This window comes from Arthrobacter sp. NPDC056691, assembly GCF_042791415.1.
Taxonomy (GTDB): Bacteria; Actinomycetota; Actinomycetes; order Actinomycetales; family Micrococcaceae; genus Arthrobacter.
This window is the reverse complement of sequence record NZ_JBHTXX010000043.1, coordinates 1-24,195: the sequence shown is the minus strand read 5'-3', so window position 1 is coordinate 24,195 and position 24,195 is coordinate 1. Positions and strand designations below refer to the sequence as shown.

The 24,195-nt window shown below is 67.0% G+C and carries 27 protein-coding genes and 1 tRNA gene; 18 read left to right on the top strand and 10 right to left on the bottom strand.

Annotation, left to right across the window (positions count from 1 at the left end; translation table 11 throughout):
* Position 1 precedes the first annotated feature (1 nt).
* The 7 genes from ACFRAU_RS23610 to ACFRAU_RS23580 all read left to right on the top strand — a co-directional run bounded on the left by ACFRAU_RS23610 (position 2) and on the right by ACFRAU_RS23580 (position 8,089).
* A complete protein-coding gene (locus ACFRAU_RS23610; protein ID WP_378001713.1) occupies positions 2 to 2,875 on the top strand; it encodes an FtsX-like permease family protein in 2,874 nt (957 codons plus the stop codon).
* Positions 2,876 to 3,027: 152 nt separating this feature from the next.
* Entirely contained in the window at positions 3,028 to 5,328 is a 2,301-nt protein-coding gene (locus ACFRAU_RS23605; RefSeq protein ID WP_378001712.1) for a carbon starvation CstA family protein, read from the top strand.
* On the top strand, positions 5,328 to 5,546 hold the full coding sequence (locus ACFRAU_RS23600) for a YbdD/YjiX family protein (protein ID WP_377997651.1): 219 nt from the start codon (positions 5,328 to 5,330) through the stop codon (positions 5,544 to 5,546). The genes ACFRAU_RS23605 and ACFRAU_RS23600 overlap by 1 nt, the downstream gene beginning before the upstream one ends.
* 2 nt (positions 5,547 to 5,548) lie before the next feature.
* Positions 5,549 to 6,013 (top strand): GNAT family N-acetyltransferase, encoded by a 465-nt coding sequence (locus ACFRAU_RS23595; protein ID WP_378001711.1) that lies wholly within the window; start codon positions 5,549 to 5,551, stop codon positions 6,011 to 6,013.
* A 38-nt stretch (positions 6,014 to 6,051) separates the two neighbouring features.
* Positions 6,052 to 6,681: a bacterial proteasome activator family protein gene (locus ACFRAU_RS23590; RefSeq protein ID WP_378001710.1), complete on the top strand. Its 630-nt coding sequence runs from the start codon at positions 6,052 to 6,054 to the stop codon at positions 6,679 to 6,681.
* Positions 6,682 to 6,687: 6 nt separating this feature from the next.
* Entirely contained in the window at positions 6,688 to 7,131 is a 444-nt protein-coding gene (locus ACFRAU_RS23585) for a hypothetical protein (protein ID WP_377997648.1), read from the top strand.
* A gap of 112 nt (positions 7,132 to 7,243) precedes the next feature.
* Positions 7,244 to 8,089, top strand: coding sequence for an aldo/keto reductase (locus tag ACFRAU_RS23580; RefSeq protein WP_377997647.1), 846 nt, complete (start codon positions 7,244 to 7,246; stop codon positions 8,087 to 8,089).
* 166 nt (positions 8,090 to 8,255) lie between these two features.
* On the opposite strand, the gene ACFRAU_RS23575 is transcribed toward ACFRAU_RS23580, so the two are convergent.
* The 3 genes from ACFRAU_RS23575 to ACFRAU_RS23565 all read right to left on the bottom strand — a co-directional run bounded on the left by ACFRAU_RS23575 (position 8,256) and on the right by ACFRAU_RS23565 (position 9,923).
* Positions 8,256 to 8,435 carry a hypothetical protein gene (locus tag ACFRAU_RS23575; protein ID WP_377997646.1) on the bottom strand — a complete coding sequence of 60 codons (180 nt, stop codon included), beginning with the start codon at positions 8,433 to 8,435 and terminating at the stop codon, positions 8,256 to 8,258.
* Positions 8,436 to 8,474: 39 nt separating this feature from the next.
* Positions 8,475 to 9,572: a hypothetical protein gene (locus ACFRAU_RS23570; protein ID WP_378001709.1), complete on the bottom strand. Its 1,098-nt coding sequence runs from the start codon at positions 9,570 to 9,572 to the stop codon at positions 8,475 to 8,477.
* Positions 9,573 to 9,677: 105 nt separating this feature from the next.
* Entirely contained in the window at positions 9,678 to 9,923 is a 246-nt protein-coding gene (locus ACFRAU_RS23565; RefSeq protein ID WP_378001708.1) for a hypothetical protein, read from the bottom strand.
* A gap of 433 nt (positions 9,924 to 10,356) precedes the next feature.
* Between ACFRAU_RS23565 and ACFRAU_RS23560 the strand changes: the two genes are divergently transcribed.
* The 7 genes from ACFRAU_RS23560 (at position 10,357) to ACFRAU_RS23530 (ending at position 14,582) form a co-directional block, all read left to right on the top strand.
* Entirely contained in the window at positions 10,357 to 10,620 is a 264-nt protein-coding gene (locus ACFRAU_RS23560; protein WP_003801204.1) for a GlsB/YeaQ/YmgE family stress response membrane protein, read from the top strand.
* 272 nt (positions 10,621 to 10,892) lie between these two features.
* Positions 10,893 to 11,087 carry a hypothetical protein gene (locus tag ACFRAU_RS23555; protein WP_377997643.1) on the top strand — a complete coding sequence of 65 codons (195 nt, stop codon included), beginning with the start codon at positions 10,893 to 10,895 and terminating at the stop codon, positions 11,085 to 11,087.
* Between the two features lie 568 nt (positions 11,088 to 11,655).
* Entirely contained in the window at positions 11,656 to 12,141 is a 486-nt protein-coding gene (locus ACFRAU_RS23550) for a DUF805 domain-containing protein (protein WP_377997642.1), read from the top strand.
* Between the two features lie 175 nt (positions 12,142 to 12,316).
* The gene (locus ACFRAU_RS23545; RefSeq protein ID WP_378001707.1) at positions 12,317 to 12,952 is read left to right on the top strand and encodes a hypothetical protein; all 636 of its coding nucleotides are present in this window, start codon (positions 12,317 to 12,319) and stop codon (positions 12,950 to 12,952) included.
* Positions 12,952 to 13,191, top strand: a complete 240-nt coding sequence (locus ACFRAU_RS23540) for a helix-turn-helix domain-containing protein (protein ID WP_377997640.1) — start codon at positions 12,952 to 12,954, stop codon at positions 13,189 to 13,191. The genes ACFRAU_RS23545 and ACFRAU_RS23540 overlap by 1 nt, the downstream gene beginning before the upstream one ends.
* Positions 13,192 to 13,244: 53 nt before the next feature.
* Positions 13,245 to 13,622, top strand: a complete 378-nt coding sequence (locus ACFRAU_RS23535; RefSeq protein ID WP_378001706.1) for an SRPBCC family protein — start codon at positions 13,245 to 13,247, stop codon at positions 13,620 to 13,622.
* Positions 13,623 to 13,634: 12 nt separating this feature from the next.
* Complete coding sequence (locus ACFRAU_RS23530) at positions 13,635 to 14,582, top strand: hypothetical protein (protein ID WP_378001705.1); 948 nt, start codon at positions 13,635 to 13,637, stop codon at positions 14,580 to 14,582.
* Positions 14,583 to 14,613: 31 nt separating this feature from the next.
* On the opposite strand, the gene ACFRAU_RS23525 is transcribed toward ACFRAU_RS23530, so the two are convergent.
* The 3 genes from ACFRAU_RS23525 to ACFRAU_RS23515 form a co-directional block, all read right to left on the bottom strand.
* Entirely contained in the window at positions 14,614 to 14,961 is a 348-nt protein-coding gene (locus tag ACFRAU_RS23525) for a hypothetical protein (protein ID WP_377997637.1), read from the bottom strand.
* A gap of 7 nt (positions 14,962 to 14,968) precedes the next feature.
* Positions 14,969 to 15,604, bottom strand: coding sequence for a signal peptidase I (locus ACFRAU_RS23520; RefSeq protein WP_378001704.1), 636 nt, complete (start codon positions 15,602 to 15,604; stop codon positions 14,969 to 14,971).
* 515 nt (positions 15,605 to 16,119) lie between these two features.
* Positions 16,120 to 16,192 (bottom strand) — tRNA-Thr (locus tag ACFRAU_RS23515).
* Between the two features lie 225 nt (positions 16,193 to 16,417).
* On the opposite strand from ACFRAU_RS23515, the gene ACFRAU_RS23510 reads away from it, so the two are divergent.
* Entirely contained in the window at positions 16,418 to 17,203 is a 786-nt protein-coding gene (locus ACFRAU_RS23510) for an HAD family hydrolase (protein ID WP_377997635.1), read from the top strand.
* Between the two features lie 80 nt (positions 17,204 to 17,283).
* On the opposite strand, the gene ACFRAU_RS23505 is transcribed toward ACFRAU_RS23510, so the two are convergent.
* The 3 genes from ACFRAU_RS23505 to tmk all read right to left on the bottom strand — a co-directional run bounded on the left by ACFRAU_RS23505 (position 17,284) and on the right by tmk (position 20,718).
* Positions 17,284 to 18,855, bottom strand: coding sequence for an alpha/beta hydrolase (locus ACFRAU_RS23505; protein WP_377997634.1), 1,572 nt, complete (start codon positions 18,853 to 18,855; stop codon positions 17,284 to 17,286).
* A gap of 73 nt (positions 18,856 to 18,928) precedes the next feature.
* A complete protein-coding gene (locus ACFRAU_RS23500; protein ID WP_378001703.1) occupies positions 18,929 to 20,074 on the bottom strand; it encodes a DNA polymerase III subunit delta' in 1,146 nt (381 codons plus the stop codon).
* Complete coding sequence (gene tmk, locus ACFRAU_RS23495) at positions 20,071 to 20,718, bottom strand: dTMP kinase (RefSeq protein WP_377997657.1); 648 nt, start codon at positions 20,716 to 20,718, stop codon at positions 20,071 to 20,073. Before tmk ends, ACFRAU_RS23500 begins: the two co-directional genes overlap by 4 nt.
* Before the next feature lie 115 nt (positions 20,719 to 20,833).
* Between tmk and ACFRAU_RS23490 the strand changes: the two genes are divergently transcribed.
* Together ACFRAU_RS23490 and ACFRAU_RS23485 are read left to right on the top strand one after the other, a co-directional pair.
* Positions 20,834 to 22,018, top strand: coding sequence for a trans-sulfuration enzyme family protein (locus ACFRAU_RS23490; protein ID WP_378001702.1), 1,185 nt, complete (start codon positions 20,834 to 20,836; stop codon positions 22,016 to 22,018).
* A gap of 9 nt (positions 22,019 to 22,027) precedes the next feature.
* Complete coding sequence (locus tag ACFRAU_RS23485; protein ID WP_377997631.1) at positions 22,028 to 22,384, top strand: DUF2516 family protein; 357 nt, start codon at positions 22,028 to 22,030, stop codon at positions 22,382 to 22,384.
* A 45-nt stretch (positions 22,385 to 22,429) separates the two neighbouring features.
* On the opposite strand, the gene ACFRAU_RS23480 is transcribed toward ACFRAU_RS23485, so the two are convergent.
* On the bottom strand, positions 22,430 to 23,251 hold the full coding sequence (locus ACFRAU_RS23480) for a class I SAM-dependent methyltransferase (protein ID WP_378001701.1): 822 nt from the start codon (positions 23,249 to 23,251) through the stop codon (positions 22,430 to 22,432).
* A gap of 92 nt (positions 23,252 to 23,343) precedes the next feature.
* On the opposite strand from ACFRAU_RS23480, the gene ACFRAU_RS23475 reads away from it, so the two are divergent.
* Positions 23,344 to 24,090, top strand: coding sequence for a phosphoglyceromutase (locus ACFRAU_RS23475; RefSeq protein ID WP_378001700.1), 747 nt, complete (start codon positions 23,344 to 23,346; stop codon positions 24,088 to 24,090).
* Positions 24,091 to 24,195: the final 105 nt, after the last annotated feature.

Genomic DNA, 24,195 nt, shown 5'->3' with positions numbered 1-24,195 from the left:
GATGGCCCTTGACGTTGCGCCCGTGCCGCACGGCCGCTGGCACAGTTTCCGCCTTGCCCTCCGGATGGCGCGCCGGGACATCAGCCGGCACCGAGGCCGCTCTCTGCTGATCATCCTCCTGATCCTGCTGCCCGTTGCCGGCATGACCGGTGCCGCGGCGCTGGCGCAAAGCACGCAGGAAACGCCGGCGGAGCGGGTGCAGTACCAGCTGGGGAACACGCAGGCGCGGTTCCGGAGCATGCCCGCCTCCAACGCCGAGACGGTACAGGACCCCGTGGTCGAGACGGCAACCATGACGCGGAACTTCACCGTCGATCGGGACTTCAGACCGCGGAATCCGCGGGCTGCCATCCCCGCCGGCTACGAAGTCCTGACCGAAACGCAGCTGACGCTCACGGTCAGGGCCGGCGGGTCCCATGCCGGCGCGTCCGGTGGCGGCACGTCCGACGTCCCGGTGATGGCCAAGGCCGTTGACGCCCTGAACCCCGCCTTCACCGGCAAATACACTCTTCTGGAGGGCCGGCAGGCCGCCGCTGATAACGAAATCCTCGTCTCACCGGGCGCGCTGGAACGCTTCGGGATCCGTCTCGGGGAGAGGCTGACGACGGCGGACGGCACCTTCGCCGTCGTCGGCACCCTCCGGGATGCCACCTACTCGGACGGCAACCCCATCCTGTTCCTCAGGCCCGGCCAGGCGGCGATGGACGGTCCGGCCGCGCAGCGTGGTCCGCTCGGTGAAACGATGTACTACCTCGTGGGTCCAGAACCCGTGACATGGGACCAGATCCGTGACCTGAACAGGTCCGGCATTGCCGTGCTCTCCCGGAGCGTCGCCCTCGATCCGCCACAGGCCGCGGCGGGCGGCGCGGCCGGTGCCGGCTCCGCCATGCCCGCCTCCGGTTACGTTACCGGCGTGCTGTTCGGGGCACTTGCCCTGCTCGAAGTGGGGCTCCTGGCCGGCGCAGCCTTTGCAGTGGGCGCCAAGCGCCAGGTCCGCGAGCTCGCCCTGCTGGCCGCCAGCGGCGCCGAAGCACCCACGGTCCGGGCGGTCGTGACCGCCGCAGGGCTGTGGCTCGGGACCATCGCCGTGGTTGCCGGGGCCGTGCTGGGCGCCGGCGGGGCCGCCGCGGTGGTGGCGGCAGCCAGGCACCTGGGCTCAGTCCGCTTTCCCGGTTTCCACCTGGACATCCTGCCCACCGCCGCTGCTATGGCCATGGGCCTGCTGGCCTGTTTCCTGGCCGCGGTGGTTCCTGCCCGGCAGGTTGCGCGGCAGGCGGTGCTGGGCGCCCTGAAGTCCGGCCGCGCACCGGCTGGTTCGGGGCCCTGGCCGGCACGCGTGGGCGCCCTTCTGCTGGGTGCGGCCGTCATCTGCCTGGCGGCCGGGCGGACCTTGGGGCTGACCGGTGACCTGGACGCCGTCGCTGCCCGTACCCCGCTGGTCGCGGCTTTGCTTACCGGCGGCGCGGTCATGACGGTGGTGGCCCTGGTGCTGCTCACCGGGACGTTCGTGAAAATCCTGACCGCACGCACCGCGTGGCTGCCGCTGCCACTGCGGATGGCCGCCCGTGACTCTGCCAGGAACCGGAGCCGCACTGTGCCCGCCGTGGCGGCAGTCCTTGCCGCCGCCACGCTGGCCAGTGCCGCGATGGTCCTCTCCGCCAGCCAGATGGAGGAGGCGAAGCGCACGCACATGTGGGCCGCGCAGGAAAACCAGGTTTCGCTGCCGCTGGAAACCGCGCCTGTCCAGTCTCCGGGGGCGGCGCCCGCCCCGGACATTGACCCGGCCGGCGTAGCCGCGGCGCTGCAGCGGGAGCTCAGCACCGTGCAGTGGACGCAGGTCCTGAAGGGCCCGGTGCTGAGCAAGTGCGACATGCAGGCTTCGGCCGACGGATCCCTTCCCGCCAGCAACGCCGGCGTGGACTGCCGGCAATACAAGCTGGCCGTGCCTGCCGGCCACGAATGCCCGGCAACGCCGCAGGGCCGCGTCCTGGACGGGCAGGACTGGCGCTGCAACGGGTCGATGTTCCCCGCCGGCACCTCCGGCCAGCTTCCGCAGCTGGTGGTTGGCGGCGTCGACGAGCTGCGCGCACTGCTGGGACGGGAACCCAGCCCTGCAGCGGTGGACGCATTGAACAGCGGCGGAATGGTGGTCAGCAATCCTGTCTTCGAGAAAGACGGGAAAACCACCCTCCAGTCCTACGACGTGCGCCAGTCTGTTCCCGGCCCCGGATCCGTCGCTGCCCGCAAGCCCCTGAGCAACACAGAGCTGCCAGCAGTCGTGGATGCGCCGGACGTTCCGGTCCCCTTCTACGGTGTGCTTCCGCCGGAGACCGCGTCCAGGCTGGGCATCCGCGTCGGCAACTCCGTTCTGCTCGCCCAGCTGTCCGCGTACCCGCAAGCCGCTGAACAGGACAGGGCGTCGGCGGCACTGGCACAGGTGTACCGGATCCAGGCGATGGGTTTCTACGTAGAGCCGGGAGCGGACCGAACGGGGTCCGAATTCCTGTGGCTGATCGTTGGCACCAGCGCACTTATCACGCTCAGCGCGGCCGGCATCACCACGGGCCTGGCGCTCGCCGATGCCCGTGCAGACCACATGACGCTGGCGGGGGTTGGTGCGCCGCCGCGCCTGCGGAAGGCGCTGGCCGGTGCGCAGTCGCTCATGACCGCGTCCCTTGGCACCTCGCTGGGAGTGGCCGCCGGGGTGGTGCCCGCAGTTCTGCTCATCGGCGCCACCCGGATGTTTGCAGAGCCGGTCGTCCCGTGGATGCCGCTGCTGGCCCTGCTCGTTGCAGTGCCGCTGACCGGCAGCGCACTGGCCTGGGTCTTCGCGCGTGCCCACCTGCCCGTGTCCCGGCGGAGCTCCGGCACCTGATAGCCGGCCGGCACCCCGCCACTCACCGCAGCACCGGGACCGCTGGGCGATTCCCCCGGCAGCGCTCCGCAAATGGCCGCGATTGCAGCCCTACCCGTTGGTAGGGTGCCCGTGGCACACTCCGTGCCAGCTGGGAATCTCAAGGAGGAGACATGGGCACCATGCCTGAGGACGGGACCCGAACGGCGGCCGAGGACCCGAACCCCGCCGCCGACGAAGCGCTGCCGCCGGCGTCTGTTGATGACGCGGTCCGCGACGCCGAGGAGCGGAGATGGACCCCGGCGAAGGTCGCCACCTGGGTAGCCATCGCACTCCTGGGCGGCGTGGCCTGGTTCATGCTGGCAATCGTCAGGGGCGAAACAGTCAACGCCATCTGGTTCGTGTTTGCCTCGGTGTGCACCTACCTGATCGGCTACCGCTTCTACTCGAAGGTCATTGAGCGGTATCTGCTGAAGCCCGATGACCGCCGCGCCACGCCTGCGGAGTACAAGGCCGACGGCAAGGACTATGTCCGCACGGACCGCAACGTCCTCTTCGGGCACCACTTCGCCGCCATCGCAGGGGCCGGCCCGCTCGTGGGACCCGTTATCGCGGCCCAGATGGGGTACCTCCCCGGCACCATCTGGATCATCATCGGCGTCGTCCTTGCAGGAGCCGTCCAGGACTACCTGGTGATGTTCTTCTCCATGCGCCGTGGCGGCCGTTCCCTCGGCCAGATGGCGCGTGAGGAACTTGGTGTCATCGGCGGCACGGCCGCCCTCGTGGCCACTTTGCTCATCATGGTGATCATCGTCGCGATCCTGGCGCTCGTCGTCGTGAACGCCCTGGGGGAGAGCCCCTGGGGCGTGTTCTCCGTGGGCATGACCATCCCAATCGCGCTCTTCATGGGCGTCTACCTGCGGTACCTGCGTCCGGGCAAGGTCATGGAGGTCTCCATCATCGGCTTCGTGCTGCTCATGGCGGCCATCATCGGCGGCGGCGCCGTTGCAGGCACGGAATGGGGCGCCGCGTTCTTCCACCTCGACAAGGTGACCATCGCGTGGGGTCTGATCGTCTACGGTTTCATCGCCGCCATCCTGCCCGTGTGGCTTCTGCTTGCACCGCGCGACTACCTCTCGACGTTCATGAAGATCGGCGTGATTGCGATGCTCGCCGTGGCCATCATCGTCGTCCGGCCCGAAATCACCGTTCCCGCCTTCAGCGAGTTCGCGGGCCGCGAGAACGGTCCGGTCTTCTCCGGCGCCCTGTTCCCGTTCCTGTTCGTCACCATCGCCTGCGGCGCGCTGTCCGGCTTCCACGCCCTGATCTCCTCCGGCACCACGCCGAAGCTCATCGAGAAGGAGCGGCAGACCCGCTTCATCGGGTACGGCGGCATGCTGATGGAATCATTCGTGGCCATCATGGCGCTTGTCGCGGCCATTTCCATCGACCGCGGGATTTACTTCGCGATGAACGCCCCCGCGGCGCTGACCGGGGGAACCGTGGAGACGGCCGCCCAGTGGGTCAACGGACTCGGCCTGGCCGGCGTCAACATCACTCCCGACGTTCTGGCCCAGACCGCCTCGAACGTGGGCGAGGAAAGCATCGTCTCGCGCTCCGGCGGCGCTCCCACCCTGGCCGTGGGCCTTGCCCACATCATGCAGCAGTTCATCGGCGGCACCGGAATGATGGCCTTCTGGTACCACTTCGCCATCATGTTTGAGGCGCTGTTCATCCTCACCGCGGTCGACGCCGGAACACGCGTTGCGCGGTTCATGCTGCAGGATTCGATCGGTAACTTTGCCCCGAAGTTCAGGGAGGCGTCCTGGCGGCCCGGCGCGTGGCTTTGCACGGCCATCATGGTGGTCGCCTGGGGCGCGGTGCTGCTGATGGGCGTCACCGACCCGCTGGGTGGCATCAACACCCTGTTCCCGCTGTTCGGCATCGCCAACCAGTTGCTGGCCGCGATCGCCCTGGCGGTGTGCATGGCCATCGCGGCGAAGCGCGGCTCCTTCAAATACCTGTGGATTGTTGCCGTGCCGCTGGCTTTCACCGCCGTCGTCACCATCACGGCAAGCATCCACAAGATCTTCTCCACCGTCCCGGCGGTGGGGTACTTCGCCAACAACGCCGCCTTCAGCAAGGCTTTGGCCGACGGGAAGACCTCCTTTGGCACGGCCAAGACCGCGGCGGCCATGGACGCGGTGGTCCGCAACACGATGATCCAAGGCTGGCTGTCCGTCATTTTCGTGGTCCTGAGCATCATTGTGATGGTCACCGCGGTGGTGGCCACCGTGAAGGCCTTCCGGAACACGACGGCGGGGGTCCCCAACGTCAACAACGAGGACCGGCCACGTCCCTCGCGTGTCTATGCGCCCGCCGGGCTGATCCCGACCGCCGCCGAACGCGAGCTCATGGCGGAGTGGAACAATGTGCCCGCGGACCTGCGAGTTGAGCGGGCGGGCCACCACTGATGACTGCCGCAGCCGGACGGGTTGGCCTGCATCGGGTGGCCCAGGCCTTCCGTGGCGTCGCTAAGTATCTGCAGGGGGTCATGGGGGCTGACGCCTACCGGAAGTACCTCGAGCACCATGCGGCGGCCGGCCATGGCACGCCGCCCATGGACGAGCGCGCGTTCTGGCGGGACCGGACGGACCGTCAGGACACCAACCCGCAGGGCAGGTGCTGCTGACCATGGCTGTTCTGCCGGCCGGAATCGCTGTCCGCAGGATCGGGCCGGCGGATGCCGGCGCGCTCGTCGCGCTGGCAGCTGCTGACAATCTCTTTGACGAGGACCCGGGAACGGCGCCGTCGGGGGAACTGAACCCCGACGGCGCCCGGGACTTCCTCGCGGACCCCTCGGTTCTCTTCTGGTTGGCGGAGGCCGGGGGACAGACGGTGGGTTTCCTCCACTGCTGCATCCAGCGGCGCCGGACGCCCGGCCCCTGGGCGGAGCTGCTGCTGATGGAGATGGGCACACACGCCGAATGGCGCCGCCGGGGCATCGGCCGGGCACTGATTGCGGAGATGGAGGCCTGGATGAGGCGCAATGGAGTGGCGGAGGTGTGGGTTCCGGCCAACACGTACGCCGTCGGCTTCTACCGCAAATGCGGTTTCGCTGCTGACGAAGGCGAAATCCTGGTCAAGGAGCTTCATTGACTGGACTCGGCATTCCGGGCCCGTGAGAGTATGAACGCATGAGCGATCCCGAAGACACTCAACCCACCCGGACGGCGGAGGACGAGGAGCCGGTGGAGGGCACCACCCTCGACGCAGGGCCCGCTGATCGCCCCGCCGAGGCTGAGAAGCCGAAGGCCGCCAACCTGCAGGACCTCGTGGATGAACCCGCCAAGGTCATGCGGATCGGCACCATGATCCGGCAGCTGCTGGAAGAGGTGAAATCCGCACCCTTGGACGACGCCGCCCGGGGCCGCCTGGCGGAGATCCACGAACGCTCCATCAAAGAGCTTGAAGACGGCCTGGCGCCGGAACTGGTGCAGGAGCTGGAACGGATCAGCCTGCCCTTCCCGGACAACGCCACGCCCTCGGACGCCGAACTGCGGATCGCCCAGGCCCAGCTGGTGGGCTGGCTGGAGGGCCTGTTCCACGGCATCCAGACGGCGATCGCCGCCCAGCACGCAGCCCGGGAGCACACCCTTGCCCAGATGCAGCTCCGGCAGCTTCCGCCGGGCACCGTCATTGCGCCCGGCGTCGTCATCGGTGAAAACGGCGAGCCGCAGCGTGCCAAGGCACCCCAGGCCGGCGCCGACCCGCTGCACCCGGGCCGCAAGGAAGACCCCGACCACGGCCCCGGCCAGTATTTGTAGGCCTCTTTGGGATTTTTCACGGCCGCCCGGCAAGGGCGGAAAGACGACGCTGAACTCGGCAAGGGCTTGTGGCGCCGCGCCCATGACCGGTTCCACCGCGGACTGGACCGGTACCACCAGGTGCTCGAGGGCGTGGACGACGACCAGCTCTACGGAGAGCTGGTGGAGATAGCCAACCAGCTGGCCGGGCTTTCCGGACGCGTCCGGGAGATCTGCGTTGAGGCGCAGCGGCGGTCGCCCAGCGACGGTCTGGATATTCCGCACAGCCTGTCCGGCGTTCACCGCTCGCTGTCCAAGGCAGGCAACTCGCTGGCCGCCACAGCCGAAGCGGCCGCCATGCTGCGCCTCGCCGTGGGACCGGTGCCCGTTGGCGCGGCCTCTGTCTGGCGCCGGGCGGAGACTGTTTTCGAGCAAGTGGCCGACGCCGAGCGGCGGCTGGCGGAGTCCTGAGCGGCGGTATTAACCTGCTGCCGAAATATTCCCCGTGACGCGCCGTTACGCGGCTAGCTTAGCTTCGTCATATTCCGTGCGATTCACGTTTGATTGTTGGCAGGATGGACAAATGACTTCTTCACCAACACTGACATTCAATGACGGCAACACCATTCCCCAGCTGGGCTACGGGGTATGGCAGGTTGAAGACGACGTAGCCGAGAAGGTTGTCTTCCAGGCGTTCCAGGCCGGGTTCCGCCACATCGACACCGCCAAGATCTACGGCAACGAATCCGGCGTCGGCCGGGCGATTGCCAGCTCCGGCCTGTCGCCGGAGGAAACCTTCATCACCACCAAGCTCTGGAACGCCGACCAGGGTTACGAATCAACGCTTGCCGCGTTCGAGGAGTCACTGGAGCGCCTGGGCCTTGAAACCCTGGACCTCTACCTGATCCACTGGCTCCAGCCCAAGCAGGACAAGTACGTGGACACCTGGAAGGCGCTGATCGAGCTTCAGAAGCGCGGCAAGGTCAAGTCCATCGGCGTCTCCAACTTCACCACCGAAGGCCTGCAGCGGATCATCGACGAGACCGGCGTGGTTCCGGCCATCAACCAGGTGGAACTGCACCCATACTTCAACCAGTCGGACCTGCGGGAATTCAACGCCTCCCGCGGCATCCTGACCCAGGCCTGGTCTCCGCTGGGACAGGGCGGTGAGCTCCTGTCGGATCCGGTCATTGCAGGCATCGCACAGAAGCACGACGCCACTCCGGCGCAGGTGGTCATCGCATGGCACCTCGCCATCGGAAACGTCGTCATCCCCAAGTCCGTCACCGAGTCCAGGATCCGTGAGAACTTTGACGCCCTGAACGTCACGCTGGACGCCGGGGACGTTGAGGCCATCAACGGACTGGACCGCACCTCGGAAGGAAGCGGCCGGATCGGCCCGGACCCGGCAGTTTCCGACTTCGCCTAATTCCCAGCGGCCCGCTGAGAGGCCCCAGCCCGCGTCCGCTCAAGCGGACGGGGCGGGGCCTCTTCGTTTGGACCCCCCGCTGCTTAGCCCCGTTGCTAACCCCTGCCGCTCAGCCCCGTTGATCAGCCGCGGCTGTTCACGCTAGGCCGGGCAGGCTTTGCCGGCATCAGGCGGCGAGCTGTTCCTGCCGGACTGGGACGGCGTCGACGGTGGCCCAGCCGTCCTCGCCAGTAATGCTGTGGCTGGCGAAGCGCTCTGCCGCCGCCGCGGTGTCGAAGACCTCGGTGCGGACCCGGCCGCAGTCGGCGTCGAAGTACGTTACGTGGAATTCCTGATTAATCTCCATGGCTCCATCGTGCAACCGGGGTCTGACATTTTTGGCAGTTCAGTCCGGCGTGTTGCGGAGCCGGAGCACACGTTCCTTCGCCAGCACCGCGGACCGCTCGCTTTTCTCCGCTGCCCGGGCGTACTGCTTCGCCTCAGCGGCGGCTGTCTCGCGTTCCTTGCGCGCGGCATCGAGTGAGAGCTCCAAGGCCCGGACCCGCTGCCGGGCCTCGTTGACTTCGGCTGTGAGCCGGACGAAGTCTGCTGCGGCCTCCTCCTGGACGTGGGCGCGGCGCGCTGCCTCGACTGCCGCGTCAGCAGCCGTTTCCTCCGCCTCCGCCAGCGCTGCCTCGGCCTTCTCCAGCAGGGACGGCGTGACGGGGCGGCGAGCGGTACGGACGGCCTGGAGGCGCGGCTTTTCGTGCCCGACGGCGACGGCGTCGGTGTCCGCCCGGGAAGCGGCTTCCGGCGGCTGGGTCCGTGCGTTCCTGCTGGTCGGAGCCGTTGCGGCGGATGGTTCCTGCCGACGGCCCTTCGGTGCCCCAACGGCCGGGCTCTGCGTTCCGCCTGCTGGGCGCTGTGCTTCAGTGGGCCGCTGCGCTTCGGTGGGCCGCTGGGTCGGAAGCCGCCGCGGCGGCAGCTTGCCGAGGGCGGACGGAACCGCCACGGCGTCGCTGAGATCAACCTGGTCAACGCCGTCGGCGGACAGCCCGCGGAGGAGCAAACCGCTTTCGACGGCGGCGGCGGCCGCCAGATCCGCGGTGGCGGCCCGCAGTGTCTCTTCCACTTCGGTGGCAACTGCGCCGCTCACCTTCCGGCCCTGCTTTTCAGCGGCGAGCCGGGCTTCACCCACAACGGTGCCGAGGAGCTTCCGCCGTTCCTTGGCAAGCTCCCTCAGGGCCGCGGCATCGAGTGAAGCCTGGGCCTCCTGCATGGTCTGTCCGAGAGTCCTGAGCTGCTGAACGGCGTCGGGGCTGTGGTGCGCCAGCATGTTGACGGTCCAGGCGGCCACGGACGGCTTTGGCAGGCTCCGGATCGCCTGGGCAAGGGGCTTGCTGGATGCGGCAGCATCCTTGGCGGCAGCAGTGCGCGCGGCGATGAACTCGTCGAAGGGAAGCGCGTACAAGGCCTGGGCGGCGCGCTCCAGTTCCTCCTCCATGACAGCCATCATATGTATCGGTGGGCAGGTTTCTGCATGCCCTCCTACCCGGCGGCGCTCCGGCGGGAGCCGCGGCCGGGCTCCGCCCTGGCGGGCGGCCAGCCTCTAGTGGGCGGTCAGCCTGCTGCGCGGGCGATTTTGCCACCTGTCCAGCAGATGGTGGTACATCCTCAGGACAGTTTTGTAGAGGCCAACGGCCATTGCATCGATGAGTAGAACGATCACCTGCACGGCGCCGGCCCCAAGCAGAAGCAGGCCAAGAACAGCGAGCGCCGGCAGAAACATGAGAAAAACGGCTATAGCAACGGCGATATAGCCGAGGGCGTAGCTGACGATTGTCGCCTGGTCCACTGGAATCCCACCACAACCAGATCAAGAACTCCGGATGCTGCGATCCCCTCCGCAGCTAGGGTGATGTGGTCCCCGGCTGCTCCTGCGGCCGGGGACCACTTAGCGGGAATAGGATCCGCACGCTAATGATGCTGCACCTGCACACTATGCGCTGTGGCGTTCTCTGAAAGCTCTTCGCCCAATAAGCAGCTTGGCGTGTACCGGTCTCCCGTCCCGGTCCTGAGGCGTTGACTTGCTGCCGGGGGACCCCTCCTTGACTCAGTTTCCGATGCTGGCTGATACCGATTTTTATAGCACCGCCCCACAGGACTGACAAGAGAATTTTCGGGGCACGGGCATCGGGTGCTTGCCAGCTACTAAGCATGCTGATTAACTCATCAATATAGCCGGTGCCACACCCGCGGTACCTGTCTGGTGGAAAGGAAAGTGCGTCATGGGAATTCTTGGATTTCTCCTGCTCGGTCTGATTGCCGGGGCCATTGCAAAAGCCATTCTTCCCGGGAGGCAGGGCGGCGGTTGGATAGTCACCCTCGTCTTGGGCGTCGTCGGGGCCATCCTCGGCGGCTGGATCGGTTCGCTGATCTTCGGCGGCGGCCTGGGTGACTTCTTCGACCTCAGGACCTGGCTGTTGTCCATCCTCGGAGCCGTCATTGTGTTGCTGATTTACGGCGCCGTCACTCGCAGAAGCCGGGTCTGACCTGTTCGGGTGCCGGGTCTGAACAACGGAGTGGCATCCTTCTGAACCGTGTGCGGATGGGCATCGTCTAAAAAGATATCCATCCGGACAGCTCAAGATTTCATTGCATTGGGATCTGCAGGTGGGGCCGGCCAAAGTAAGGGTCGGCCCCACTGGTATCTGCGCCTCCGCGGCCAAGCAGGGACGCAGGAAGTGAAGATACCGGCCGGGGGAACAGTATCGATCGGTAGAACAGTCGGGGGAAAGGGCTCGCGGCCGGATAGGAGGTGCACGTGACATACGCTTCGGAGGATTGGACGATACGCCGCCAGGTAATGGACGTCATCGTCGATGTACTTTCTGCGGTTGCCACTGGCCCCGACGTTCGCAGCAGCCTGTTGCGCCACCTCGAGGAAAACCCGGGCAATCCGGAAGAGGCCCTGCTGGCCCACCTGTCCGACCGGAACATCGCCGACGACGTCGCGTAGCGACTTCCGGCCGAAACAAGGGACCGTTACCGCCGCGCCCGGAGTGCACCGCGCAGCGCAAAACCGACGGCACATACCAGCGGTAGAAGGCAAGCCGTCAGAGACAGGGGATTTGGACGGAAAGTCAGCCGGCCGCCGTCGTCGTGGGTATACACACCCAGGGGGAAGACGAATCCGCCTCCTCCACCGCCGGAACCCGCTCCCTCCGGATCGCCGCCCTCCGTGCCGCCGCCAAACCCGAAAGAGACCAGCGCAACGGGAACGATCTCTGTCCCGCCGAGCCGGACCGGATCCCCATAGGCTCTGGAAACGCCTACATTTCTGAAGGTTTCACTGAGTGACTTCATTGCGTCTGCCATGGCCCCACTCTAGGTGACGTGTAGCAAAGCGAACTGGTACCGCAGGCAGCCCCCTGGAGGCTGCAGCCAATTCGGGAATCCGAAACCTCCGCACTTATCAATTCACGCAGTGAAAATTGCAGTAAATTTTCTCCATCGAAGGGCTGATCCGTCAGTTTGGCCCCTACGATGGGGTCGTCTCGTAACTCAGAACCCGTGGGGGGAAATCCATGAGCTATCAGCAATATCCGCAGCAGGCCTACCAGGCGGGCGCCGGCGAACCGCCGCTCTGGGCACCGTACTACGGGGCGCCCTTTCCGGTGGCAGTCCGCCGGTTCTTCAAGAAGTACGCCACGTTCTCTGGCCGGGCCAGCCGGAGTGAGTACTGGTGGTGGGCGCTCGTCGCGATCGTGGTCAGCATCGTCATCAACATCGTCACGGCTGCTGGGGGCGCAGGGGGAGCAACCGTAACTGCCGACGGTACGGCTGTGCCCGGTCCGGGTGCCACCGTTGGACTCATCCTGGCCATCATCTGGGGTCTGGCCACCATTGTGCCTTCCCTGGCCTTGACTGCACGGCGCCTGCACGACGTGAACCTGAGCGGCTGGTTTGTGCTGCTGGTTCTGGTGCCGTTCCTTGGAGCCATAGCGCTGCTCGTCCTGACCATCCTGCCGTCTAAGCCCGAAGGGCAGCGGTTCGACGCGCCGACTGCCTGAACGGAGACGGCCTTGCCGTAAGGAACCCGCCGACGACGGATCACCTGACCGTCCCGGCGGGTTCCTTTTGCCCTGTGAAGGGCAGTGGACTGCCAGTCGGGGCATTGACGTCGGCTTTGTGAAGGCCTATGTTATCGATTATCGTTATTAACGAGTTTCGATACCTGGGGGATTGATGAACGCTACCAAATACGACATTCCGGCGACAGGCTGGAAGAGGATCGTCTCCAGGGCGGACGCGCTTTTTCTGATGGTTGCCTCGGCGGCCGCAGGTGTTCTGACGACCGCCATGACGGTGACAGGCATCGTTGATTCCTCTGCCGGGAAGGTGACCCTCACGCTTCCGGTGGCGACACCGCGCCAGATGGTGTCCGGATTGTCGCTGGGTGCTTCCGGACAGTACACGGCCCTGGACGCGACGATCCCTGTCCTTCCTCCCGGTCCCGCCGCACTGCTGGCTTGGGCGGGGGCCCTGAACCAGCTCGGCATTCTTGCCGTTCTGGCGCTGATTTTCCTGCTGGCCTACCGGCTTCGGAGCAAAATTCTCTTCACCCCTGGTTCTGCGTGGCTCGTTGGTGCAGGGGGAGCCGTCCTCGCTCTGGCCGGGACAGCGGGGCAGGTCCTCGATTCGATTGCCCGGAGCCGCCTGGCCGACCTCATTGGAGTAAACGGGCGCGTGGCGGGGGAGTACTACTTCTTCTCCTTGAACTTCAACGCCGCTCCGCTGGTGGTGGGCATCGCCCTGATTCTTGTTGCCGGCGTTTTCCAGTTTGGCGGCAGGCTGCAAAAGGACACCGAGGGCCTGGTCTGATGCCGGCGGACGAAACCTCAGGAATCCATTGCCGGCTCGACGAGCTGCTGGCAGATCGCGGGATGACACTGACCGAACTGAGCAAACGGGTCGGCGTCAGCCTGGTGAACCTGTCGGTGCTGAAAAACGACAGGGCCAAAGCGATCAGGTTCTCCACCCTGACGGCTATCTGTGACACCTTGGGCTGCCAGGTCGGGGACCTTCTGGTCACCTCAGGCGGCACCGCCGGCTTGCCCTGATCCTGGCAACCTGCAGGGTCTGGACACAGGAAGCCACCGGACCTACCGTTCAGGTGGCGGTTGCTGTGGCAGAAGACGGCGACACCACCAATCACTGGGTTACGAAGGTCGGCGGCGTGAAACAGGCATTTGATACGGAAATCGTGGACCAGGAACCGGATGACCGGATCGCCTGGCGCAGCACCGACGGCAAGTCCCTTGCCGGCATCATCAGGTTCACGCCCTTGGACGCCAATCACACCAATGTGAAAGTCCACTTCGAATGGGCGCCGGAAACCGTTACTGAGAATACGGGCGCGGCCCTGAAGATCGACAAAATGCAGGTGAAGTCGGACATGCGCAAATTCAAGGACTTCATCGAATCACGCGGCACCGAAACCGGTGGCTGGCGCGGCGAAGTCGAGGACAGCGGCCCCACCGGGCAGCTCTGACAGGCTCGGGCCGTGGACTTGTTGCATGAACAACAGATCCGCGGCCCGCGTACTTATGCGCCCGGATCGCCTTCACGCCGGCGTCTCGCCATCCTGGCCGCGACCTCCTTGGCGGCGGCGGTTCCTGCACTGGCGGCCTGCACCGCGCCGGAGCCACAGCAGTCTGCCGAGCCCCTGCCGATAACGGTGGAGGTGGACCAGTCGCGCGACCAGTACGGGAAACAGGCCATCCAGCTTCTGCTTACCAATGTGTCCGGCGGTTCGCTGACCGTTGCTGCGGCGCAGCTGAGGTCACCGCTGTTTCAAGGGGACATCCGGTGGGAGCCGGCTGGCGGCGGCCTCGAATTGCCTCCCGGCCAGCCGAAGAGTCTTCCGGCCCGGCTTCCGGCCCCGGTCTGCGGCCAGGGCCAACCGGGCACGCAGCAGCCGGTCGCCACCGTGAGGTATTCGGAGCCCGGGCACGCCGGACTGCGGGAGGTGGCACGCGCCGCCGTCGACCCGTTCGGGGTCCTCGAGCGGAACAACCTGGAGCTGTGCCTCGCTGCGGAAGCTGCCGCGGTGGCGGACATTGTCCTGGACCGCAGCCTTGAGGTGGCTCCGGACTCCCGCACCGCCGTCGTCCGCCTGGTCATCACGCCGAAGGCAGCGGCCGGCGCCGGCAGGGACACAAGGACGATGACCATCGCGGGCATCGGCGGGACCACCCTGATTGCCGAGCCGGCGGAGGAACCGTGGCCGCGGAACGTCCGCATTGCGCAGGGCGCGCCACGTTTTGAACTGCGTTTGCGGATCCGCCCTGCCCGCTGCGATCCGCATGCTATTGCCGAGGACAAAGTGGGCACGCTGTTGCCCCTGCGGGTGAGTGTCGGAGGGCGTGAGGGGCAGGTGAAGATCGCGGCCGGCACAGTACTGCGCGGGCAGATCTACGACTTTGTGGCGGCGGCCTGCGCCCAGGGCTGACAGCGCAAGCCCGGGCCCACGGTGCCCGGACTTACTCGTCCGGGCGCGGCCGGCTGGCCAGGGCCTCCTGCAGTTCCGGTAGGTGAAGGTCGATGTCCCGCGCCACGACGGCAGCAGCGGCCAGGTCAGCGTCCACCAGGGCCTCCTCCAGTTGAGTGCACAGGTGACTCATCTGCAGGGCGCCAGCCATTGACGACGCCGTTCGGAGGCTGAGGGTGGCATCCATCGCCATCTCCCGGTGCCCGACGCCGATGCTCCGGATGATGCGGTCAACGCGCACTGTGAGGAGGGCCGTGTAGTTGTCCGCGAAAGCCTCGGCTGCCGCCGTCGAACAATCTTTCGCCAGATCCCGGAGGTGCTGCACGTCCAGGGTCGGCATGGGTGCCTCAGCCTGCGGCCGGTGTTTTTGCACCATCCGCCCCGTTTCTGGACCCGTCAGCAGCGTCGGGGCCCTTCCGCCAGATCCTGGCCAGCATGACGAAGACCACTACCGCGGGAGCCCCGTATGTCAGAGCCATCAGCACCGCCGGTTCGCGCAGTGCCTGGATCGCGGTGCCAAGGTACGGGACTGTCGCGGCGTGGACATCCACGGTGTCGCCCTCGAAGGTCGCCAGCCAGGGGTCGGCGTCGTCGTTCGCGTCGCCCTTGGTCCGCACGGTGGTGCTGCCGTCGCTGTTTCTGGTGAGCTCGACGATCCGGTGCGTCTCCACGCGCCGGTCCTGTACCGGGATCCTGTAGGTGATGATCTCGCCGGTCTTCAGGGAGCTGACCGGCGACGGTACGGTGACGACGACGTCCCCCGGGTTGATCGTCGGAGCCATGGAACCGGTGAGCGCAATGCTGCTCTGGTAGCCGAGGAAACTGGGGCCAACGGCCACGAAAAGAAAAGCCGTGACGGCCACGGCCAGCAGCACAGATCCAGCCGTGCGCACCAGCAGGCGGCCGGCCTTCAGCAGCAGCCGGCCTTTGTCGGGGACCACCGGCCCGGGCGCCTTGGCCGCCGGCGTTGCTGCTGCTGTCATGGCACACTGCCTTACGGGTGGGCCCCCTCCGCCGCGGTTCTGGGGCCAGACGACGGAGGGGACGTGTGTGGGTTATTTGTTGGCCGGGAGGGCTGGGTGCCGGTGAAGACCACGGCGGCGACGGCTCTGCCGGTGGCGGTGTTCAGGCTGCGGCCCATGACGGCGAACGTCCGTTCTATCAGGAGCCCGGCGTGCGGACTTCGTAACACCGGTCTTCCGTGCCGGTAACGAACACTCTGCCCGCACTGACTCAAGGACCCATCGAGGGTCGATCAATCTTGGCTCAAGAAAACCTGTCGCCAGGCTGGCTTTGCAGGGTTGGCCCAGGACGCAGACGCTGTCGGGGAGTACACCGCGGTTCCGTTTTCGGGTAAAGATTTACCGCCGCCGGGTGAAGCTGTACCTGCGCCGAGGGGCGGCGGAAGGTGTGCCCGGGGCCCGTCGGCGCCTGCGGGCGAAACCAGCAAAAAACCCCGTATCGCCGCCGAACGAGCGACAATACGGGGTTCTTCCCGAGCTTCCTATCAGAATCGAACTGATGACCTTTTCATTACGAGTGAAACGCTCTACCGACTGAGCTAAGGAAGCACCGCACCAATCAGCCGGGGAAACCGGCCGGTTCATGCAAGAGACAACTGTAATAGAGTCCCCGCGTCCGGGTCAAAATGAGCGCCCCGCAGGCTGCGATTGACGTTGGCGGGACGTTCATTCCGCCGTCGGATCCGGTTCAGGCCAACAACAGCAACGGCCGCGATGCTGGATCCAAACATGTGGCGCAGCATGCCTGCGCACCAGCGGCAAAGGAGCTCAACCATGACACCAGACAGCGCAATCTCCACCGGCAGCGTAGTTGGCACTGCCATCCCTACGAATGCGGTTACGAACGCGGATGCGGACGCGGCGGAGCAGGGCGTGCCCGTCCGGCTCGCGGTGCTGGCCATGGTGGGTACAACCGTGTACGACGGCGGCCTCATGGACCGCGCGATGTCCCGCACGCTGGTGGAACAGGGAGTTGCGGCCGGTTCGGCCGGCTTCGAAGGCATGCTGCGCTATGCGCGGGAGCGTTCCGGCATCTCGCGGATGACGGTTTTCGCCGAACTGTTCGAGGACCCGCAGGCGGCGGCCAGCGCCAACAAAAGGTTCGAGTTGAACTGCGACGAGCTTATCGCCGACGGCGGAGTCCGGGCCGTCCCGGGGGCGGAGGACACCATCGGGTGGCTCCGGGACGCCGGCATCAAGGTCTGCCTGGCCACCGGCTTCGGGCGCCACACGCAGAACATGGTGCTGGAATCCCTGGGCTGGATGGGCCTGGCGGACCTCAGCCTGTGCCCCGCGGACGCCGGCCGGGGCAGGCCGTTCCCGGACATGGTTCTGACGGCGGTCCTGGCCCTGGACATCGACGACGTCCGGAAAGTGGCTGTGGTGGGGGACTCCGCCGCGGACATCCATTCCGGTCTCCGCGCCGGGGCATCCGTTGCTGCCGGGGTGCTGACCGGATCTAACTCCGAGGCGTCGCTTCGCGGTGCCGGTGCCACCGACGTCCTGCCCTCCATCAAGGACCTTCCGGCACTCCTGGAGCGGCGGGCATCCCGGCACTGAGGCTCCAGCGCTGAAGCGCGCAGCAGCCGACTTTGCGGCTAACAGCAGCCCGGCCGCCGCGCCCGCCACGGCCGCTGGGGTCAGCAGACGGTGTTGTCCGCAGGCTCCTTGCCATCCACGAGGTAGGTGTCCACGGCGTTGCTGATGCAGGTGTTGGAACGGCCGTAGGCGGTGTGCCCCTCGCCCTTGAAGGTCAGCAGGGACGCGTTGCCCAGCTGCTTCCGCAGTTCGCTGGCCCAGTCCACCGGCGTTGCCGGGTCGCCGGTGGTGCCGACGACGACGATCGGCGCGGAGCCGCTGTACTTGACGGCGGACGGTGTGCGGAGGTTCTTGTACGGCCAGTCCGCGCAGTTCGCCCCGCCGTAGGCGAAGAAGTAGCCGAGCGTGGGGGCGGCCTCGCGGAGCCGCTGCTCTTCGGCGCGCATGGCGGCCGGATCGCTGTTCATGGGGTAGTCCAGGCAGTTGATGGCACCGAAGGCCAGCGCCGTGTTGGACGAGTACTTGCCGTTGGGGGAGCGGTCCGCGCCAAGGTCGGCCAGGCGGAGCATGAGGCTGACGTCACCCTTCATGGCGGCGTCCAGTGCCTGGGTCAGGGCCGGCCAGCTCTCGTTGCCGTACAGCGGAACGACGAGGCCGCTGACGAAGGCGTTGCCGCCCACCAGTCTGCCGTCCTTGGCGGTGCGCGGGGTCTGGCTCACGGAAGTGATGAGGTCGCTGATCTGCTGAACGCCGTCGTCGACTGTGCCGCTCAGGGGACAGCCTTCCTCCCCCAGGCAATGCTCAACGTAGGCACGCAGCGCCTTTTCGAAGGCCCGGGCCTGGCCCAGCGTCAGGTCCTCGGCGCTGAGGGTGGGGTCGATGGCGCCGTCGAGGACCATGCGCCCCACGTTGTCCGGGAACAGCGACGCGTACGTGGACCCGAGGAAGGTCCCGTAGGAGAAGCCCATGTAGTTCAGCTTGGAGTCGTTGAGTACGGCCCGCAGGACGTCGAGGTCCTTGGCCGCGCTGACGGTGTCGATGTGCCCGAGGACGGGCCCGGTCTGCTCCGCGCACTGGGCCGCGATGGCCTTGTTGTCGGCGCGAAGGGTCGCCAGCCCGGCATCGGTTTCCGGCGTGTAGATCTTCGCCCGGGCCTCGTCCCGTTCCTTGTCAGTGAGGCAGGTGACGGGCGCCGAACGCTTGACGCCGCGCGGATCGAAACCGACGAGGTCGTAGTTGGCGCGCACCTTCTCGGAGAAGTGGCTGGTGCCGGCGTCGCGGACGAAGTCGTAGCCGGACGCGCCCGGGCCGCCCGGGTTGACCAGCAGGCTGCCTTTCTTGTCGCCGGTGCTGGCGATCTTTACCGCGGCCAGTTCGATGCTGTCGCCGTCCGGCTTCGCGTAGTCGACGGGCACCTTGACCTTGGCGCACTGCATCTTGTCCTCGCAGGGCTCCCAGGTGATCGTCTGCGAGTAAAAGGCTTTGAGTCCCGCCGGGGCGGCCGCCGCGATGGAGGGGTCGGCCTGTCCCGTGGAGCTGTTCCGGGAGGACTCATCCTTGGACAGGCCCAGGGCACTGCACGATGCCAGCAGTACGGCCAGCGCCATGGCGCCGGCCGCCCGCATCCCGGCCGCGAGGGTCCGGGGTCGCGAGGACAGAGGCGGTGCAGACATCATGCGGTTTCTCCTTGTGGGCGGTTTGTGGGCAGCGTCAGATCGGTCAGGCAAATGGCGGTCGGTAGTGAGGCTACTGGATCAGGCTTGCGGCCATTGACTCTACGGCCAACAGCGGAGCGACGTTGGTGGTGGTGATCCGCTTGCGGGCGTTGTTGATGGCGTCCATCCGGGCGAGGGTCACTTCCGGCCCGGACTTTTGGGCAAACTCTTCCAGTTCGCTCCTCAGCTCAACGTTCACCAGCTCCACCGCGTTCCCCAGCTGGATGATCAGGACATCCCGGTAGAACGAGAGGAGGTCGGTCAGCGTCCGGTCCAGGGAATCGGTGACGGAACGCTTGGCACGCCGCTTCTGATCGTCCTCCAGCTGCTTCACCTGGCTGCGCATGGCGGGCGGCAGGGTTCCGGTCTCGGGGGCGCCGAGGGTGGCCAACAGGGAGGCCCTTTCGGCGGCGTCACGCTCTTCGTTGGAGCTCGTGGCCTCTTCGGTGGCGATCTTCACGAGCTTGTCAGCCATCATCACGGCGGCCGTGATGCCCCGCAGCCCCAGGGGGAACCGGACGGTCTCCAGGCGCCGTTCCCGGGCCTCGGCGTCGCGGGCCAGGCGCCGGGCAATGCCAACGTGGCTCTGGGCCGCCCGGGCAGCACGCTCGGCAAGGGCAGGATCCACGCCGTCGCGCTTCACCAGGAGGGCCGCGACGTCGGCGGCAGGCGGCAGCCTCAGCGCCACCGCGCGGCACCGTGACCGGATGGTCACCAGGACGTCCGCGGGGGAGGGGGCGCACAGCATCCAGATGGTGCGTGGCGTGGGCTCCTCGATGGCCTTGAGCAGCACGTTGGTGGTGCGCTCGGCCATGCGGTCAGCGTCCTCCACCACGATAATCCGCCAGCGCGCCGAAGACGGCCGGTTGCCGGCTTTGGCCACGAGATCGCGGGCCTCTTCAATGGTGATGGTCACTTTTTCGGTGCGGACAAAGGAAACGTCGGCGTGGGTTTCACCCAGGATGGTCAGGCATGCCGGGCAGGTGCCGCACCCGCGCTTGGTGACGTCGTCCTGGTCGCAGTTCAGTGCAGCGGCAAAGGCCTTGGCGGCGTTGGAGCGGCCGGAACCCGGGGGGCCGGTGAACAGCCAGGCGTGCGTGAGCCCCTCACCCATGGATGCCTGCCGCAGCTGGGCGACGACGGCTGGCTGCCCTTGCAGGTCATCCCAGACGGTCATGGCTGCGTGTCCGTTGATGCCAGGAGTGTTTCGACGCGCTCCAGGATCAGTCCCGCGATCTCCTCGACGGGGAGCCCCGCCTCAAGCACCAGGTAGCTCTCCGGCCTGGCCGCGGCGAGGTCCAGGAAAGCCTGGCGGATCCGGGCGTGAAACTCGTCGGCTTCTGATTCCAGCCGGTCCTCGGCAGCATCTCCGGCGGTGCGCCGGCTCCGTCCCTCGGCCGGGTGGACATCCAGGAGCACCGTCAGGTCCGGCTGCAACCCGGAGGTGGCCCACTCGTTGACGTTACGCACGGCGTGGGTGCCGAGGCCGCGGCCGGCGCCCTGGTAAGCCACCGAGGAATCGATGTAGCGGTCCGTCAGTACCACCTCGCCGCGGGCCAGGGCCGGCCTGATGACCTGGCTGGCGTGCGCGGCCCGCGAGGCGGCGAAGATCAGGGCCTCGGTGTGGGCGTCAATGTGGCCGTGGCCGTGGTCCAGCACCAGGGACCGGAGTTTCTCGCCGATGGGTGTCCCGCCGGGTTCCCGGGTGCGCAGCACGGTGAGGCCGCGCGATTCCAGCGCGCCGGCCAGCCGGGCCGCCTGCGTCGACTTGCCGGCACCGTCACCGCCCTCGAAGGCGATGAAAAGTCCGGAACTCTGCATATTCACCTATCCAGCCTACCGATTTCCGCTGACGAAAATGCCCGGTACCCGGTTCGATGCCTCGCCGGAAGCAGCCGCTTTCCCCGCAGGCAGGCAGCCAACGTACCCTGTGACCATGAGTCTTTCCGATCAGCATGCCGCCTCCTTGTCTGCCGAAACGGTGGTCGTGGCCGCCGGCCGTCCGCCCCGCGAGCACGATGCGCCGGTCAACCCGCCCATCGTGCTCTCCTCCACGTACTTCGGCACCGGCGCGCTGGACGACGGCGACAGGGGCTACGGCCGCTACTCCAATCCCACGTGGGACCCGTTCGAAGAGGCCCTGGGCCAGCTGGAGGGCGCCTCGCTGCCGGGGCTCCTTTACTCCTCCGGCCTGGCCGCCGTCAGCTCCGCACTCTCCCTGATCCCCAACGGGGGTGTCCTGGTGATGCCATCCCATAGCTATTCGGGATCGCTGGTCATGGCAGCCGAGCTGGCAGAAAAGGGCTTCCTCGAACTCCGCACCGTGGACATCGCGGACACTGACGCGGTCAGGGCCCAGATTGCGCCGCAGGGCGGCAAAGCGGCGGACATGCTCTGGCTGGAAAGCCCCACCAACCCGATGCTCGGCATCGCGGACATCCGTGCCCTGACCCAGGCCGCGCACGACGCCGGCGCTGTGGTCGTCACTGACAACACCTTCTCCACCCCTTTGGTGCAGCAGCCGCTCAGCCTGGGATCCGACGTCGTTCTGCACTCGGTGACCAAGTACCTGGCCGGCCACTCCGACGTGGTGCTGGGCGCCCTGGTGACCTCGAACGCGGAACTGCGCGAAACCTTGCTTCACCACCGCATCATCCACGGCGGAATCGCCGGACCTTTCGAAGCGTGGCTGGCGCTGCGCGGGCTGCGGACCCTGGCCCTGCGGATCGAGCGTTCGCAGGCGTCGGCGGCGGTGCTCGCCGAGCGTCTGAGTGCGCACCCGGCCCTGGAGAGTGTGCGTTACCCGGGCCTCGTGTCGGACCCTGGCCACGATCTCGCCAAGTCGCAGATGACGGGTTTCGGTTCCATTCTGTGCGTCCAGGTCGCGGCTGCGGGTGGGCTCGGTGCCGCCGAAACCGCGGACAAGCTGGTCCGTGCACTTAACCTGTGGCTGCCGGCCACGTCCCTTGGCGGGGTTGAATCGCTCATTGAGCGGCGGCGCCGGCACGCCGCGGAACCCGCCAGCGTCCCCGAGAACCTGGTGCGGCTGAGCGTCGGCATCGAAAACGTCGAGGACCTCTGGGCCGATTTGAAGCAGGCGCTGGACGCGCTGGACCGATAGGCTGGGCTGGTGGACGGACGACTACTGATTTTCTACGTTGAGAACACGGTCTACTACATTCTGGGGCTGATTGCACTGGCCCTGGAGGTGTGGGCCTTCTTTGACTGCGTCCGCCACCGGCCCAACGCCTTCGAAGCTGTTGGCAAGCGCACCAAGACGTTCTGGCTGGCATTGACCGGCGGCAGCCTGGCTGTGGGAGCGCTGTCCGTGCTGGGCGGCGGGTCGGGCGGCCTCCTCGGCCCGCTTGGCCTGTTTGGCCTCGCAGCCGTGGTGGCGGCCTCTGTATACCTGGCCGATGTCCGGCCGGCCGTGAAGGACGCCGGCCGCGGCGGCAGCCGGAACATGGGTCCCTACGGCCCCTGGTGACCCCCGCCTGACCGTGGCCACGGTCGGTTGGCCTGGTGACCCGCGTTAGCCGGGTGCCAAAGCTTCCCAGCCGACGGTAAGTTCCCCCAACCGCCAACGCGAGGGCCCGTCCTGCACCGGCCACCCGCCGTCGAGCAGTGCCCGGCACATGGCCATCCACCGTTGCCGGTTGCCGAACGGCGCCAGCGGGGCCGACTCCAGCCAGGCCCGGTCCATCGCCTGCAGCAGCGTGTAAATGCGTTCGCCGGGAACGTTGCGGTGGATGAGCGCTTTGGGCAGGCGTTCGGCGATCTCGGACGGCAGCCCGAAGCTCCCGAACCGCACTGACATGGTGAGGCTGAGCGGGCGCTCGGGATCGAGGGCAATCCACGCGGAGCGGCGGCCAATCTCGTCGCACGTTCCGTCGATGAACAGGCCATCCGGGGCGAGCCGGCCCTGCACCAGTTCCCAGATGCCGCAGACATCCGCTTCCTCGTACTGCCGCAGCACGTTGAACGCTCGCACAAACACCGGATTCCCGGGCACCGGAAGTTCGAATCCTCCGTTGTGGAAACTCAGGCCGGGGCGCTCCAGGGACTTCGCCGCGCGCACCCGCTCCGGTTCGATTTCGATCCCGCAGACGCGCACATCCGGCCGTACCGCCCGGAGCCGTTCAAAGAGTTCGACGGCGGTGGCAGGCGAGGCGCCGTAGCCCAGGTCCACCACGAGCGGGTCAGCGGCCCTCCGGAGCCGCCAGGCCTGCGGCCCCGCCAGCCACCGGTCCAGCCGGCGCATGCGGTTCGGGTTGGTGGTGCCGCGGGTCACGTTGCCCACCGGCTTGCCCCGGCTGCTCCGGTTGGTCACCACCCGCTCTGCTTTCTGCACCACCGTCCCAGCCTATCGGGGAGCCCCTTTCGGCGGCGCTGCCGCGTGATGTAACTCTCGGCACCCGTGGGCCGCGCTCGGCTAGGATGAAAATCATGACTTACAAGTTGATTCTGCTGCGCCACGGCCACAGCGATTGGAACGCCAAGAACCTGTTCACCGGCTGGGTGGACGTTGACCTGAACGACCAGGGCCGCGAGGAAGCAGCACGCGGCGGGGAACTGCTGGTTGAGAACAACATTCTCCCGGACATCCTCTACACGTCGCTCCTGAAGCGGGCCATCAACACGGCCAACATCTCCCTGGACAAGGCTGACCGCGGCTGGATCCCCGTCAAGCGCGACTGGCGCCTGAACGAGCGCCACTACGGTGCACTGCAGGGCAAGGACAAGGCCCAGACCCTGGCCGAATTCGGCGAGGACCAGTTCATGCTGTGGCGCCGGTCCTACGACACCCCGCCGCCGCCCCTGGACGACAGCAGCGAGTTCTCCCAGTCCCGCGACCCGCGCTACGCGGACCTCGGCGACGACCTGCCCCGCACCGAGTGCCTCAAGGATGTCCTCATCCGCCTGCTCCCGTACTGGGAATCGGACATCAAGGAAGACCTGAAGGCCGGCAAGACCGTCCTGGTCACCGCCCACGGCAACTCCCTGCGCGCGCTGGTCAAGCACCTGGACGGCATCAGCGACGACGCCATCGCCAGCCTGAACATCCCCACCGGCATCCCGCTGGTCTACGACCTGGACGAGAACTTCCAGCCGATCACCCCCGGGGGCACCTATCTCGATCCCGAGGCAGCCGAGCAGGCGATCCTGGCCGTGGCCAACCAGGGCAAGAAGTAGCGCGCTGCTCGCCTCTGGTTGAGCCTGCCGCCGCTGGTTGAGCCTGCCGAAAACCAGGCTCCTACCCAAGCAGAAACGGACGACGCCGGCCGGTCACCTCAGGTG